Origin of the sequence: Aeromonas sp. FDAARGOS 1406 (genome assembly GCF_019048565.1) — a bacterium.
GTDB lineage: Bacteria > Pseudomonadota > Gammaproteobacteria > Enterobacterales > Aeromonadaceae > Aeromonas > Aeromonas caviae.
In genome coordinates this window covers 958,626-973,959 of record NZ_CP077378.1, presented here as the reverse complement: position 1 = coordinate 973,959, position 15,334 = coordinate 958,626, and the positions used below count along the sequence as shown (strand labels likewise).

Here is a 15,334-nt window from a genome sequence, read left to right as displayed (position 1 = left end):
AATGACTCCCGCACTTGTTTTAAGCCCGCCCTCCCGCGGGCTTTTTTTATGGACCAGCCTCGAGCTGGTTTTTTTGTGCCCAGCTCCAGCCGGAGAGGGCTTTCACCGAGAGCCTTCCCCCGCTTGGGCAGCGATACCACCCACTGAAAACCCACGAGGACAACCATGGATATGAACATCGACGACCTGAACGGCACTGAGAGCCTGGACGAACTGGAAGCCATGCTGGAAGCGATCGAGCGTGAGCCCGATGGCGAGCTGGATGATGGCACTGCTACCGAGCAAACGGACGTACAACCCGCGCCGTCGGCGGGCGAGGTGGCAGCCGGTAACGAACAGGGCTGCACCGAGCAGGGCGGTGAAGGGGTCGCGGAGCCTGAGAAGGTGATCCTGGCCAAGAGCGGTCAACACACCATCCCGTATGAAGTGCTGGAGCAGTCGCGCAATGAGGTCAAGGTACTGCGTGAGCAGTTGGCCGCATCGCAGCAAGCCCAGGCCGAACGGGACAAGCTGCAGGCGCTGATGGAGAAGCACGGGATCAACCCCGACGTGGACCCCGACGACATCAGCCAGGAGGAGCTCGAGCAGTTGGCGCAGGACTACCCGGATCTCGGCAAGTCCATCGCCGCCATTGCCCGCAAGCTCCAAAAGCTGGAGCCCCAGGTCGCCCCGCAGCAGGTTCAACCCACCCTCAACCCGGTACAGGCCGCACTGCAGGCGGTACCTGATCTGGTGAGCTGGCGGGAAAAGGACCAGGACCGTTTCGACTTCGCCATCATCGTCGATGAGAAGCTCCAGGCTGATCCCGCGTGGCAAGGCAAGTCGCTGGATGAGCGATTCGCAGAGGCGGCACGCCGCACCAAGCTGGCCTTTGGTGATGAGGTCATCCCTCCCGCCAAGGTACCCGGCAAGGGTGCAGAAAAGCCCGCTGATTTCATCCCGTCCAGCCCTTCGGCACTCGGCCAGACCCATCATGCCGCTCCCACTGGAGTGGAGCGCTTTGGCGCCATGTCTCAGACCGAGCTTATCGGCGAGATGGGCGCCATGACGGACGCCCAAATGGAGGCGCTGCTGGAGCAGGCCGGGTACTAACCCACCACCCATTTCAATAAGCCAACCCCGACCACTGTGTCGGGGTTTTTGTTTTCATGCAGGAGAGGATCATGACCCAAGTCACCTCGGCGCAAGCCAACAAGATTTTGCAGGCCGCACTGTTTACGGCGGCCAACCGTTCTCACTCGCTGGTGAACATGCTGACCGAAGAGGCCCCCAAGGGTGCCAAGGTAAACGGCGGCAAACAGACCAGCGCCGGCGCCCCCGTGGTGCGCATCACCGACCTCGGTAAAGGCGCCGGGGATGAAGTGGACATGCAACTGTTCCACCAACTGTCTGGCCGCCCGACCATGGGTGACAAGAAGCTGGCAGGGCGCCTCGAGAGCATGTCCTTCGCGGACTTCTCGCTGAAGATCAACCAGACCCGCCACGGTGTGGACGCGGGCGGCAAGATGAGCCAGAAGCGCACCAAGCACGACATGATCAAGACCGCACGTGTGCTGTTGGGCGATGGCTACTACGGTCGCCTGGTTGACCAGCGTGGCTTTGCTCAGCTGGCCGGTGCTCGCGGGGATTACTCTGCCACCGATATCATCCTGCCGCTGGCGGATGACCCCGAGTTTGCCGACATCATGATCAACGAGCTGACCGCGCCGACCTACGAGCGCCACTTCTTCGGTGGTGATGCGACCAGCTTCGAAGCCCTCGATGCAGCGGATCGCTTCAACCTCGGCTGCGTGGACAACATGGCGCTCTATCTGTCCGAGATGGCCAACCCCATCCAGCCGATCCGCATGGTGGCGGACCCGTCAGGTGGTGAGCCGCTCTATGTGCTCTACGTGACCCCGCGCCAGTGGCACGACTTCTACACCTCCAGCTCCGGCAAGGACTGGAACGCCATGCTGGCGGCGGTGGCGGAGCGAGCCAAAGGCTGGAATCACCCCATCTTCCGCGGGGAAGGCGCCATGTGGCGCGGCATCCTGGTCAAGCCCTACAAGGGCATGCCGATCCGCTTCAACCAGGGCAGCATCGTCAAGGTGTGTGCGGCCAACTCCGCGACCGGGGCGGAAGTGGACAAGGTTGCGGGCACCCTGATCGACCGCGCCGTGCTGCTTGGTGGCCAGGCGCTGGCCAATGCCTTTGGCTCTGGCGAGCAGGGGGGCTCTTTCGGCATGCACGAAGAGAAGACCGACCACGGCAACAGCACCGAGATCTCCATCAGCTGGGTGTCCGGTCTGCAGAAGATCCGCTTCAAGCAGCGCAACGGCAACATTCAGGACCATGGCTGCATGGTGCTGGATACCGCGGTGAGCGCCATCGCCCGCTAAGCCGCTGACCCATGGGGCTTCACGGCCCCATCACATCACTATCTGACCAGACAAGGAGCCATATCATGGCCAAGACTACCCTGCTCGCCCGAGCGTACCGCTGGTTTGTCGGCGCGTTCGGCAACCTCTCTATCTCTCCGACCCTGGTGGCCAAGCTGGCGGCAGTGCCCTCCGGCGACGTCATTGCCTTTGGTGACAAGGTGGAGCCCAACCTGAAAGTGGTGGGTGTGACGATGTTCAGCACTGCGCTGGGCGCGAGTACCACCATCACAGCCAAGATCGGCACGACCACCATCATCAACGCCGAGAGTACGGTGGGGACGGTGGCAAAGTATTACCCGGTCGATGACTTGCTGACCGAGCCTGACCAGGAGCTCACCCTCACGGTTGGCGGCGGCGCTGCGACGGGCACCGTCAAGCTCAAACTGCATTACGAGGTAGTCGGCAACCTGTAAGGCAGCCGATCACTGTCCGCCCGGCCCCGTGCCGGGCTTTTCGTTTCTGAATAGGAGTCATCGCCATGAGCGACAAGATTGCCGTGGTTTACATCGGCGACAAGCCGAGCAAGAAAGACACGGTCACCGGCAGCCGCCTGGTCTTCCCGCGCCATACCGCAGTGGATGTGGAGAGTCACATCGCCATGCAACTGCTGGAGTTCCCGAGCGTCTGGGTCCGCCATGAGGCACTGGCTGGCGAGCTGGAGCGGCAGGAGACCACTGCCCAGGCTGCCGCCAAAGAGAAGGAGCGCCTCGCCGCTGAAGCTGCCCGCCTGGCGGAAGAGCAGAGCATGGTGGTCGGTGAGCGCGATCTGGCCAAGATGACCTCTGCCCAACTGGCCACCCTGGTGGAAGGGGAAGATCTGGATATCGAGCCGCAGGGCCCGCAAGAGAAAGTGCCCGATTACCGGGTGCGGGTGCGTGATGCCCTGAAGGCCAAGCTGGCAGAGCAGGGGGAATAGCATGCAGATGGTGTCGCGTGAGCAGTTCCTGCCCACTGTCAGGCTGCACATCACCGGCCCGCTCGAAGTCATGCTGAGTGAGGCCGTCACAGAGGCGGCCATCACGTTCTGCCGGGAGTCGGCCTTGCTGACCCTTGACCGGCTGATGCCCAGCGCGTCAGCCGGCAGCCTGGTGGAGGTCTGCAACATCAGCGGGATGACATCGTGCAATGTGCTGCACCTGACCGGAGAAGGGGGCGCGCCATTTGTCAGCGGGCGAGACTACTTCGCCATGTCTGCCAATGAACTGAGCATCCTGACAGATCTCTGCAATGTGCGGATCTGGTATGTGGCTGCCCCGGCCAAGAACGCCACCGAGCTCCCAGCCCAGCTCTACCACGATCACGCCGATGCCATTGCCCATGGCGTCGCTGCCTTGCTCTATGCACAGCCAGACCGCCCCTGGTCTGACCCTAAGCGGGCAGGATACCACCGGACTGAGTTTGTCGAAGGTTGGCGTCGCGCTGGCCGGTTCCGCAAAGAGCACAGCGCCCCGACCCAGGTCGAATTCCACAACCCGCCCCGCAAACACACTTTTTTCTAAAGGACTCCACACATGGCAACCGTTACCGTTGACTCTATCTTGAAGCGGGTAAATACCCTGCTCAATGATCGCACCTGGGTTCGCTGGCCCAAGCAGGAGCTGTTGGACTACTACAACGATGCCGCAAAGGCGATCGTGTTGATGCGTCCTGACGCCCACACCAAGAACGTTCAGTTCAACTGCGCCGCTGGTACCAAGCAGACTCTGCCAGCAGATGCCCTGCGGCTGATCGAGGTGCTGCGCAATGCCGACGGCAAAGTGATTCGCTTTGTGCCGCGGCGCGCTCTCGATGACAGTTACCCGGACTGGCATGCAGGTAAGGATGGCACCAGTGTGGCCGCCTACACCTATGACGATCGGGACCCCAAGAACTTCTATCTCTACCCGGGCCCCGCCGCCGCAGTGGAGGTGGATGTGATCTACTCCGTGGCGCCGCAATCTAAGATGCTGGCGGACGTGGAAAACGTGGGCACGCCGGCGATGGCCGATCTGGATGACATCTACATCAACCCGCTTATCGACTTCATCATGTACCGGGCCTTCTCGAAGGACTCCGAATACAGCGCCAACTCCAATCGGGCTGTCGGCCACTACAACGCCTACCTGCAGCAGCTGGGTGAAAAGACCCAGGTTGACGCCAACTTGGAGCAGCGCAAGACCGAAGGCTTCTCCCGCGTGACCGGGCAGTAAGGGGGTAGCATGGCTGGAGTGTGGAAGCGTGACGGTACGGTGGCTGTCACCAATGGCAACAAGAAGGTGACCGGTACCGGGACCACCTTCGCAGGCACCAAGAACGGGGTGGCCAAGGGCCACCTTTTTTGTATCACCAGTGGCACCTCGGTGGATTTCTACGAGGTGGACTACGTGGTGTCCAACACGGAGTTGTATCTGGTGCAGGCCTATCGTGGCGTTACTGCCACGGGCAAAGCCTACGAGATCATCACGACTTTCTCGGATTCCGTTCCGGAGTTCGCCCGTCGCCTGACGGCCACCCTGAGCGCCTATCAGCAGCAGAGCGATGCCTTCCAGGCGCTGCTGACGAGCACTGCCACCACTGTTGAGGTGACTGCACCGGATGGAACCAAGCAAACACTGATCCCGTGGAAACGTGTGACCAGTGAAGGGGAGGGCCAGGCTGCCCGCGCCAAGACGGAGGCGGACAAGGCAGCAGCAAGCGCGGCCCTGGCTGGCGATATTGTCGCAGCGTCGGCCCTGCCGCTGCCGGATGTGTGGGCACCGCTCTCTGACAGCCTGCGCCTTATCACCGGTTATGGCCGTGACGTGCTGGTCGGGTCGGATGTGGTGGCGAGGATGGTCAACTTTTCCCGCAACTCAACGGCTACCTACATCGGCAAGGATGGCCAACTTAAAACCGCCGCCGCGAATGAGCCGCGCTTTGAGAAAGAGGGTCTGCTGATTGAGGGGCAGAGCACAAACTTAGTGCCACGGGGTTCACTGAGAATTTCAGAGGTCGGAGGGGTGGAAGGCTGGAGCTTGTCTGGGGCGGCGGGTATCACAAATAGCGTCTCTGAAGTGGTTGACCCACGTTACGGCACCCTCGTGAGATTCGGAGCCGGCGTGTCTCGGACAGCATATGTTTTGCAGTCGCTAGGAGGGTTTGAGGTCGGGGCCACGTACACAATTAGCGCGCATTGCCCACACGATGATACAGGGCTACCCATCATGCGCGTGCTGGATAAGGCGCTCACATACTCACGCGTCGGAGATCGGGTTTTTGCGACTTTTGTGGCCGAGGCTACAAGTCTCGCATTTCAGATCGGCAAGGGCGTTATGGCGGGCACGACCCCACTAGAGAGTTCGGTCGTCATGGGGAACATCCAGATCGAAAAACTCCCCTTCGCCAGCTCTTACATCCCAACAAATGGCGCTGCGGTAACTCGGGCAGCAGATGTGTGTTGGATACCGAACGCGCTCAACGTCACGCCTGACTATGGCGATATCACAATAACGGCGGAGGTGCGCCGAAATATAGCCATTCCCGCCAATTTATTCCCTCGGGTCATTAACATCTCCCTACATCAGTTTGTGGTAGCTGACAGCACCCGGATCATGGCCAGAGGCGGGGGCATTGATCAGGTTAATCTCGCCACAGCCGCTACGGGCAAGCTGGAGCGAGTAGCCGCAACAGTCAATGGGAACACAATCGCGTGTTTCCTGAACGGGGCAAAAGCCACGATGCAACAGACGCCAATATTGCCAGTGTCTGAAGGGGAGAAGTGCTTTATTGGCTCTCGCAATGGATTGAATGGGCTGTTTGGCCACATTCGTAATGTGCGGATTTGGCAGCGCACTCTCTCTGACGATCAAATCAAGGCGGTCACATGACAAACTATATCGACCTCAACCTCAAGGCGGCCGACAAGGCCGCCATGACCAAGGCCCTGCAGGCCGCTGGCTTCGTAAAAGACAGCGAAACCGGCACCCTCTATCACCCTACCGCCTCACTGCAACTGCTGCCGCCGGGCATGGTAACCAGACCGACTGGCGAGGTTCAGCTGGTCGATGGGGTGGAGATCGCCGTGCGCGAGGCAGTACCGGGCTATCACGCCAACGTCAGAACCCAAGACCCTGCCATGGCCGCCGCGTTGGCGCCGGTGACCGTGGTTGTCGAAACTCCCCAATATGTCTGGGCATCAGATCCCGCCAGTATGTGAGCCTTGCCTCCTGGCGCTCCCGGCGTTAGGATTCACCCATCATGGCCCTGCTCTTTCGAGCGGGGCTTTTTCGTTTCTGCCTCTCTGAGATCCCCATGCCCATACTCGATATCGTCACCATGCGAGGGACTATGCCGCGCGTGGAGCCGCACCTATTGTCTGATGAGGTCGCAGTCATCGCCCGCGATTGTCATTTCGACCACGGCATCATCTCACCGCTTGAAGACGATGCCAGCGCAGGCGTGGAGCTGCCACTCGTGCCGACCACACTCTTTCACTATGGCCAGCACTGGTTTGCCTGGAGCAAGGTGGTGGAGGCCATTCGTTCCCCGATCGCTCAAGACCCGTATGGCCGGGTTTACTACACGGATGGCGAATACCCCAAGGTGACCCATGCCCAGATCGCGACTGGCGGGGCCAGCAAGCCTACTGCGTGGTATCGGCTAGGTATTCCAGCCCCCGGTGTTCCGGTCGGGGTTGGCACCATCACCCCACCTGTTGGTGGTGTGGATGATGACCTGACAGATGACGAAACTCGCTTCTACGTGGATACCTTCGTCACTGCGATGGGGGAGGAAGGCCCCCCTGGCCCTGTCAGCGGAAAGGTGAATATCGGGATCCCTGGGTCATCCGTCACCTTGATGCTGAGCCCACCGACAACCCAGAACAGTAACATCACCCAGCGCCGGATATACCGGTCAGTGTCCGGTGGCGGCTTGGCTGATTACCTGCTGGTCGCCGAGCTGCCCATTGCCCAAGCTTCGTTTGTCGATACCCGGGAGGATGGGGAGCTGGGCGCCGTGCTGGAGACCTACGACTACACCATGCCGCCGGATGGCATGCGTGGCTTGTGTCAAATGGCGAATGGCATGTGTGCGGGGTTTGCTGGCAACTCCCTCTACCTGTGCGAACCCTACCTTCCCTACGCCTGGCCGGAGAAGTACCGGCTGACCACTGAGCACGACATCGTGGCGATCGCTGCCATCGATACCACCTTGGTGATCGGGACCAAGGGGTACCCCTATCTTGCCCAGGGTGTGAGCCCGGCATCGGTGACCACCCAGAAGCTCAGCCAACTGCCGCAGTCCTGTGTCAGTGGTCGCTCTATGGTGGCTATGGATGGCGTTGTGCTCTATGCCTCTCCGGACGGGTTGGTCGGCATCGGTGCCAACGGTGGTCAGGTGGTCACCGAGGGGATCATCACCCGAAGCCAGTGGCGGGCAATGAAGCCAGAGAGCATGCGGGCATGGCACCACGAGGGGAAATATGTGGCCATGACCGACACCCACGCATTCATCTTTGACCCGAAAAGTGGCGACTTGCGTGAGCTGACGAACCGGTGGGATGCAGCTGTCTCCGATATGGAGAGCGATTCCCTCTACATTGCCAAGGGGCGCAGCTTGCAGATTTGGCGCGGCGGGAGCCCCAGCAATGGTCAGTTCGTCTGGCGGTCCAAGCCATTTATGGAGCCAGAGGGTTCGTCTTTCAGCTGCTGCCGGGTGTTGGCTCAGGATGTTGGCTTGGTCGGGATCAAGTTGTTCGTTGACGGGGAGCAGGTGATGGAGCTGTCCCCTGGCAACCTGGTGCCCGGGGCGTTCAGGTTGCCGCCAGTGCGGGGCCGGTTCTGGCAGATAGAGGTCTTCGGTACCTCGGAGGTGAGCCGCATCACTCTGGCGAGCAGCATGGCGGAGATGGTGAACTGATGGCCAAGAAACCCGCATATCGCGCCGGCCGTGACCAGGCCGCAACAGCCGAGAACGTGGAGCTGCTCACCGGGCAGCGTGGCGATCGCCTTGATAAGGCAGTCACGTTCAGGGAGCTGGCGGCATTGGGGCTGTCTACGTTGCGTCCTGGTGCTGGCGGTGTTTATGTCCCTGGCAAGAACCCAGACCTTTTCCCGCCGGGCCAGATGGAGTTTCCCCACGCTCCGGTCAATGTGATCGCCAATGGCGCATTTCACACGGTCCTTGTTGAGTGGGATCCGCCGCAGTACCGGGGGCATGCTCACGCCGAGATATGGCGAGCTGAGAGTGGCAACCAAGCCGAGGCCACCCTGGTGGGGACCTCTTCGGCCAATCTCTTCTCTGACGCCATTGGCAAGGGCGCCAAATTTTACTACTGGGTGCGCTTTGTCAACGGCAAGGATGACAAGGGCCCCTTCCAGGGTATGCAGGGAGTCGAGGCTGAAACCAGCCGGGACGTGCAGGACATTCTCGACGAACTGCAGGGGAAGATAGAGGAGAGCCACCTGGCCCAGGCGCTGCTGCGGCCAATAGAGCAAGTTCCCCAACTCCAGCTCGACATTGCGATCCTGAAGCCTAAGGTTGATGAAATCGAGGTCATGCGCCCCAAGGTCAATGAGATCGATCTCATTCTCCACAAGGTGGATGAAATCGAGGTCATTCTCCCCAAGATTGATGAAATCGAGGTGATCCGCCCCAAGATTGCCGCCATCGAGGGCAAGATCCCAGGCATCGAACAGGAGCTGGCCGGGTTGGATGAGCGCCAGAAGGTAGCGCAAGAGCTGCTGGATGATGCCCAGCAGCAGCTTGGGATGTCGAGCATTGAGCTCGGTTTGGTGCAGGACCGCCTAAATGCCAAGCTGGACAAGTACAAAGGCGACTTTGACTCGTTCCGGGATGCCGTGTTTGTCATCGACCCAGAAAACGGCAGCATGACCATGGATGCGGTCAATGCCGTGCGCGAGGAGATGCGGACTTCTATCACTGAAGTCCATCTGGGGCTTGATGCCGTCGCCGGCCAGATCGACAGCAAGGCCGACAATGTAACCGTGGATAGCCAGGGCTCGCGTCTCACTGAAGCTGAGCTGCGCATTAATGGTCTGGATGCCAGTCTGAGTCAAACGGTCACCAAGGGGGAGTTCACTGACGAACAACAGCGAGTCACCCAGATTGGGCAGGAGCTAAACGCAACAAAGGGGGAGTTGACCCAGAAGGCCGCCCAGCAAGAGGTGGATGAGCATGGCCAAAGGCTGGCCAACGCAGAAAGCAAGCTGACGGTGCATGCTGAAGCTCTATCCACCCAGGCCCAGCGCATCGATGGCCTACAGGCGACCGTCAGCAGTAGCAGCGGAGAACTGGACGCCAGGATCACAGAGTTGGCTCGAGTGACGGCTGATGCCAATGGGGCGACCGCACAGCGCATCGATGGCCTGCAGGCTACTGTCAGCAGCAGCGGTGAAGAGCTTGACGCTAAGATCACCGAGCTGGCGCGCGTGACAGCTGACGCCGATGGCGTCGCCGCCCAGCGAGTCAGCGGACTAGAGGTGAGGGCCAGCAAGGCGGAAGGCAAGATCCTAGCGCTGGAGGAGGTTATCGAGTCGGAGGGGGGGATCACTGCCGGGCGGTTCGATGAAATTCAGGTTGAGATTGAGCTGGCAAAGGATAAGGCGGATGGTGCCTTGGATGTCGGCCAAGCTGCCATTGATGCAGCGCTGGCTGGTGATGAGCGAGATAGGGGAAATCGCAGTGCATTTGGCTCCATTCGCACCCAGCAGCAAGTGATCGTGGATGAGCAGTCCGCTCAAGCCAAGCGTATCACCGACATGAACGTCAAATTTGAAGGGAGGGATGCCAATACTCAGGCACGGATTAGCGGCGTGGAGGTAGTGCTTGCTGACACTAGTGGCGCGCTGGCCCAGCGCATCGACAACCTGAGTGCCTCAACAGACACAGCCCTTGATGAGACGACCGCCACCATCAAGGCACTGGAGAAGGTATCGAGCGACGCTGACGCTGCGCTTGCACTGAGACAGGATCAGATGCGCGTCGAGATGACCGAGGCTGATAACACGCTAAGTGCAGATATCGCCAGTGAGTCGGAGGCCAGGGTCACCGCCGATGAGGCCATCTCGAGGCGGGTGTCTGAGGTCGAGGCGCAGTTCAGCAGCGACCTCGAGGATGCGAAAGCGAGGATTGCGGCCGAGGAGCTGGCTCGGGCAACAAAAGACGAGGCGCTTGCCCAGCAGATCAGCACTGTAGATGCTGCTTTCAAGGCCGCGGATACAGAGCTGTCTGCCTCCCTCGCTGAGTCGAGCAAGGCCCTGGCAGATTCCGACCGAGCGCTTGGTGAGCGGATCAGCACCATCGATGTGACGGTCGGAGAGAACTCGGCCAGCATCACTGAGCTGCAGCGGGTCGTGGTGAGCAATGAGGAGTCGCTGAGCCAGCGCCAGGACAAGCTGGAATCAGAGGTAGATGTTGGCGCCGCCAGCCTGGTTGAAGGGGCTCTGGCCGGGGATGAACGCGACCGGGAGAACCGGAAAGCTCGCGGTGTCATTCTCCAGCAGCAGAACACGCTGGCGAATCAGCAGGAGGCGCAGGCCAGGACAGTTGAACAACTGACCGCTGAGTTTGATGCCGAAACGGCAGATCTGAAGGCGCAGATTACCAATGAGCAGTTGACCAGGGCGACGGCTGATGAGGCGCTGTCACAGCGGATCAGTGTTGTTGATGCCGAGTTCAAGGCGGCCAATGCGGATACCAATGCCGTTATCAGCGCGCTTGAACAATCGAACGCATCGGCAAACGAAGCGCTGTCTCTTCGCCAGAATCAACTGGCTGCCGCACTTTCAGATGCTACTGCCGAGCTTGTCGCAAACATCACCAGCGAGGAGTCGGCCCGGGTCACCGCCGATGAGGCCATTTCGAGGCGAGTTGTCGAAGTGGAGGCGCAGTTCAGTAGCGAACTCGCGGATACGAATGCAAGGATTGCGGCCGAGGAGCTGGCTCGGGCAACAAAAGACGAGGCGCTTGCCCAGCAGATCAGCACTGTAGATGCTGCTTTCAAGGCCGCGGATACAGAGCTGTCTGCCACCCTCGCTGAGTCGAGCAAGGCCCTGGCAGATTCCGACCGAGCGCTTGGTGAGCGGATCAGTACCATTGATGTGACGGTTGGAGAGAACTCAGCCAGCATCACAGAACTCCAGCAGGCCGTGGTGAGCAATGAGGCCTCGCTCAGCCAACGCCAGGACAAGATGGAGTCGGAGATCGTTGTCGGTGCCGTCAGCCAGGTTGAAGGTGCCTTGGCCGGGGATGAACGTGACCGAGAGAACCGAAAGGCTCGCGGCGTCATTCTCCAACAGCAGAGCACGCTGGCGAATCAACAGGAGGCGCAAGCCAGGACTGTTGAGCAACTGACCGCTGAGTTTGATGCTGAGAATGGGGAGATCAGGGCGCAGATCACCAATGAGCAGTTGACCAGGGCGACGGCTGATGAGGCGCTGTCACAGCGGATCAGTGTTGTTGATAGCGAGTTCAAAGCGGCGGACGCCGCGACGAATGCTGCTGTTGCAGCTGAAGTGCGGGCGCGGAGCGATGCTGATAGCGCGCTGGCTGAACAGTTGTCCACCTTGGATGCAGAGTTCAAGGGGGCGGAGCAGGCCCTGGCGGCCAGCATCGATGAAGTGTCCCGTGTTAGTGCTGAAGCAAACCAGTCCCTTTCTGAGCAATTGAGTCAGGTGAAGGCCACAGCAGAATCGGCGGGCACCGCTGCGGCAGGAGCCCAGAGTAGTGCAAACCAGGCAAAAGAGGATGCAGCGGCTGCTGCGGGGATAGCCAATGGAAAGGGCAAGGTGCTCATTCAGTCAGCAGCTCCAGCAGTAGCAGATCGGCTTGCTCAGAATCTCTGGATTGATACGACCAGCGGCATCAACACTCCGAAGCGGTGGAGTGGGTCAGCCTGGGTTGCAGTAACAGACAAGGTCGCGATCGATGCAGCTCAAGCCGCCGCCGCAGCTCAGGCAAGCGCTGATCAAGCCGCACAGGGTGTTGCGAGAAATACTGCTGCCATCAATGACGAAGTGAAGGCGCGGGCTGATGCAGATTCGGCCATGGCACAGCAGATCCAGCAGGTAACGGCAAACTATCAGCAGGGAGATCAGCAACTCCAAGGCCAGATCACTGCAGAGTCAGTCGCCCGTGCCGATGCGATGCAAGCCCTCGGCAGCCAGATTGATACGGTGTCTGCTGTTGCAGGTAGCAAGAATAAAACGTTCTTCCAAGCCACTGCCCCAGGGTCAGCGATGGGCACCGGTGATCTGTGGTTTGACACAGCCAACAACAACAGGCCGTATCGTTACAGTGGAACTGCGTGGGTTGCCACTGACGACCCGAGGATTGCAGCCAATGCCGCCGCCGTTCAACTCCAGAGCCAAGCTATTGCCGACTTGCAAAATGGTGCCCAGGCCATGTGGACAGCGAAAGCCAGCGCGGGCCAGATCACTGCCGGGATAGGGTTGATTGCAAACTCTGACGGCACGAGTCAGGTGGCTATCTCTGCTTCCCAGGTGTTCGTATTCAACCCGAATAGCTCAACGCCCATGGCGCCGCTGTTTGCCATCGACAATGGCCAGGCGGTCATTGCAGAGGCCATCATCCGCAAGGCCACTATCCAGATCCTGACGTCCGAGAAAATCACGGCGGACTACATCAAAGCAGGGGTCAGCATGTCGGCGCCTGCGATCTCGGGCGGTTCCATCGATATGGGCAATGCCTTCCTGTCTGGTGGGGCAGCAGGGTTCGGTAAAGGCGGGCCTTATGCCAGTTGGGGATTCGGCTGGTACACGATGATCTATGCGGACGGCAGCATCTATACCAATCGACTTCGTGCAGAAGGCGGTTATGTGAAGAACATGACCATGAACAACTGCACGATTGCTGCCGATTGCGTGGTCCTGGGGACGTTGGAAGCGGATCGGATTGTGGGTGATATCACAAGGATGATTAGGGCGTCAGGTAACTTCTCTTTGGCAGGTTACAAGCGAGCCAGAAACATGGTCTGCATCAAACCACTCACAGGTCTAGCAGAGGTTTCCGGAGCCGGCACGATAGGGCTCATATTGTTGTGCAAGCTCAACGGCACTGAAGTAGCCAGGGCTACGTCCACAGCCTCGTTCCCTGTGGGTACGAATAGAGCGCCAATGAGTGTGACCTTCCAAGATGCTTTCGTGATCCCCGCTGGGACTGCGACCGTCAACATCACCTTCGAAGTGGTGGCCTATCCTGGGTCATCTATCCAGAACCAGCGCCTTATCGGGGAGAGCCTATGGCTGATGGGTCTATGGTGAGGGCTGCTTTGAACCGCATAGTCAGGGATACCGGGAATCCTAATCTCCCTCTCAAACTGCAAGACGCCATCCGAAACCGGATGGCGTTTTTATTTGTGCGTGGCGATGACGGGTTTGTGCTCAAGCCACAGGCAGAAGATGGCGTGATCGGTGTCCTGGTCTGGGTGGGGTGGGGGGATGGTGGGGCACCTGAGCGGCACCTGCCGGAAGTGAAGCGCCTGGCACGCCTGATTGGGGCACGCTGGCTGCGCTTCCACTCGGTGCGTAAGGGGTGGCTCAAGGTTGCGCCAAGAATGGGATGGGTCCGTCAGCCGGATGATGCTGATGGGCTCTATGTGTTTCAGATCAACCTATGAGGTGTAGGTGATGGGGAAGGGTGGCTCGAACGAAATTCAGGAGACCGAGGCTCAGAAGGCTGCGGCCAGTGTGGCCATGGAGCAGTGGGATCTCTACAAGAACGACCTGCAGAAATACGAGGACATCTTCATCGAGAAGGTGGATGACCTCAACAGTGAGGGGGAGTTCGACAAACTGGCAGGCACGGCAGCGCTTGGCACTGCTCAATCCTTTGGTGAATCGCGCGCAGGGCTGGCTGACTCCATGGCTGCCAGTGGAGTAGATCCAACCAGCGGCAGGTACCAGGAGGCGATGGAAGGACTGGCAACGGACCAAGCCCTGAGTCAGACCGATACCACTAACCGCGCACAGTCCAGCCAGCAGGACAAGCATGTTGCTGGGCTCAAGGATGTGGTGAGCATTGGCGCAGGGCAGAAGGCTGAATCGCTGGCTGGTATTGGCGATGTGGCCACAACCAGCTTGCGCAAGGCAACCAGTGATGCACAGAGCTCTTACCAAAGCCAGCAGGCGACGGCTGGTTTGGTGGGAACCCTGGCAGGAGCCGCCACCTCGTATGGGCTGGCCAGCCTGAAAGCGCCGGCTGCAACGGAGATCAAGAAAATCAGCCCGACAGCATCCGTGCTGCAGGGTAAGGGTTACTAAGGGGGTTCCATGGGTTACGCCGCAGACACTTACGCCAAAATCACCCGAGAGCAGTACCAGGACTGGAAGACACGCTTCTACCCCAAGCAGCAGGAGTTGATGGAGTTGGCCACCAACGGTCAGCTTCTGCGGGAGCAACTTGGACGGGTGGATGAGAACAACGCCAACGCGCTCCGCTCAGCTCAGCAGGCTACGGCCAACCGCAATGCGCGGATGGGGCTGAGTACCAGTAGCAATGCCAACGATAACAGCCAAGGGCTGCGCATGGCGCTGATGACGGCGGGTACCGAGAACGGCCTTCGTGAACAGGAGCAGACCCGACAAATGGGGATCCTGACCGGCGCGGATGCGGGGCTACGTGAGGCAATCAAAACCGGAGGGGGTGTGTGATGGGGTACGGCATTTTGGATATCGGCGGCCAGACACGCCAGCAAGGCCTGGCGGGGTTGCGCGATGCTGCCAACCGAGAGTCGGAGATGGAGGCTGCCAACAAGAGTCTCAAGACCGCTCGCAAGGGGCAAACCCTGAGCACAATCGGTACTGGCGCATCGATGGGCGCCGTGTTGGGCATGGCGGGTTCACTCGGTGGCCCTCTGGGCGCACTGGCAGGTGCTGGGGTTGGGTTTCTGGCAGACAGCTTGTTTTAAGGGG

14 protein-coding genes are annotated in these 15,334 nt (G+C 60.0%); all 14 read left to right on the top strand.

Annotation, left to right across the window (positions count from 1 at the left end; genetic code table 11):
• The first annotated feature begins 165 nt into the window (after positions 1 to 165).
• The 14 genes from I6L36_RS04350 to I6L36_RS04285 all read left to right on the top strand — a co-directional run bounded on the left by I6L36_RS04350 (position 166) and on the right by I6L36_RS04285 (position 15,330).
• The gene (locus I6L36_RS04350; protein ID WP_216987004.1) at positions 166 to 1,092 is read left to right on the top strand and encodes a hypothetical protein; all 927 of its coding nucleotides are present in this window, start codon (positions 166 to 168) and stop codon (positions 1,090 to 1,092) included.
• Between the two features lie 71 nt (positions 1,093 to 1,163).
• Positions 1,164 to 2,381, top strand: coding sequence for a DUF4043 family protein (locus tag I6L36_RS04345; RefSeq protein WP_216987003.1), 1,218 nt, complete (start codon positions 1,164 to 1,166; stop codon positions 2,379 to 2,381).
• A 65-nt stretch (positions 2,382 to 2,446) separates the two neighbouring features.
• Entirely contained in the window at positions 2,447 to 2,836 is a 390-nt protein-coding gene (locus I6L36_RS04340) for a hypothetical protein (RefSeq protein ID WP_216987002.1), read from the top strand.
• Between the two features lie 65 nt (positions 2,837 to 2,901).
• Positions 2,902 to 3,339 carry a hypothetical protein gene (locus tag I6L36_RS04335; RefSeq protein ID WP_216987001.1) on the top strand — a complete coding sequence of 146 codons (438 nt, stop codon included), beginning with the start codon at positions 2,902 to 2,904 and terminating at the stop codon, positions 3,337 to 3,339.
• 1 nt (position 3,340) lies between these two features.
• Positions 3,341 to 3,922: a hypothetical protein gene (locus I6L36_RS04330; RefSeq protein WP_216987000.1), complete on the top strand. Its 582-nt coding sequence runs from the start codon at positions 3,341 to 3,343 to the stop codon at positions 3,920 to 3,922.
• A 12-nt stretch (positions 3,923 to 3,934) separates the two neighbouring features.
• Positions 3,935 to 4,612 carry a DUF6682 family protein gene (locus tag I6L36_RS04325; RefSeq protein ID WP_216986999.1) on the top strand — a complete coding sequence of 226 codons (678 nt, stop codon included), beginning with the start codon at positions 3,935 to 3,937 and terminating at the stop codon, positions 4,610 to 4,612.
• A gap of 9 nt (positions 4,613 to 4,621) precedes the next feature.
• Positions 4,622 to 6,268, top strand: a complete 1,647-nt coding sequence (locus I6L36_RS04320) for a LamG domain-containing protein (RefSeq protein ID WP_216986998.1) — start codon at positions 4,622 to 4,624, stop codon at positions 6,266 to 6,268.
• Complete coding sequence (locus I6L36_RS04315; protein ID WP_216986997.1) at positions 6,265 to 6,597, top strand: hypothetical protein; 333 nt, start codon at positions 6,265 to 6,267, stop codon at positions 6,595 to 6,597. The genes I6L36_RS04320 and I6L36_RS04315 overlap by 4 nt, the downstream gene beginning before the upstream one ends.
• Before the next feature lie 155 nt (positions 6,598 to 6,752).
• Positions 6,753 to 8,300: a hypothetical protein gene (locus I6L36_RS04310; protein ID WP_254203465.1), complete on the top strand. Its 1,548-nt coding sequence runs from the start codon at positions 6,753 to 6,755 to the stop codon at positions 8,298 to 8,300.
• On the top strand, positions 8,300 to 13,684 hold the full coding sequence (locus I6L36_RS04305; RefSeq protein ID WP_216986995.1) for a DUF1983 domain-containing protein: 5,385 nt from the start codon (positions 8,300 to 8,302) through the stop codon (positions 13,682 to 13,684). The genes I6L36_RS04310 and I6L36_RS04305 overlap by 1 nt, the downstream gene beginning before the upstream one ends.
• 80 nt (positions 13,685 to 13,764) lie before the next feature.
• The gene (locus I6L36_RS04300; RefSeq protein ID WP_254203464.1) at positions 13,765 to 14,040 is read left to right on the top strand and encodes a hypothetical protein; all 276 of its coding nucleotides are present in this window, start codon (positions 13,765 to 13,767) and stop codon (positions 14,038 to 14,040) included.
• Between the two features lie 10 nt (positions 14,041 to 14,050).
• Complete coding sequence (locus tag I6L36_RS04295) at positions 14,051 to 14,683, top strand: hypothetical protein (protein WP_216987134.1); 633 nt, start codon at positions 14,051 to 14,053, stop codon at positions 14,681 to 14,683.
• Positions 14,684 to 14,692: 9 nt separating this feature from the next.
• The gene (locus I6L36_RS04290; protein ID WP_180911615.1) at positions 14,693 to 15,073 is read left to right on the top strand and encodes a hypothetical protein; all 381 of its coding nucleotides are present in this window, start codon (positions 14,693 to 14,695) and stop codon (positions 15,071 to 15,073) included.
• Positions 15,073 to 15,330: a bacteriocin gene (locus tag I6L36_RS04285; protein ID WP_203762482.1), complete on the top strand. Its 258-nt coding sequence runs from the start codon at positions 15,073 to 15,075 to the stop codon at positions 15,328 to 15,330. Before I6L36_RS04290 ends, I6L36_RS04285 begins: the two co-directional genes overlap by 1 nt.
• Positions 15,331 to 15,334: the final 4 nt, after the last annotated feature.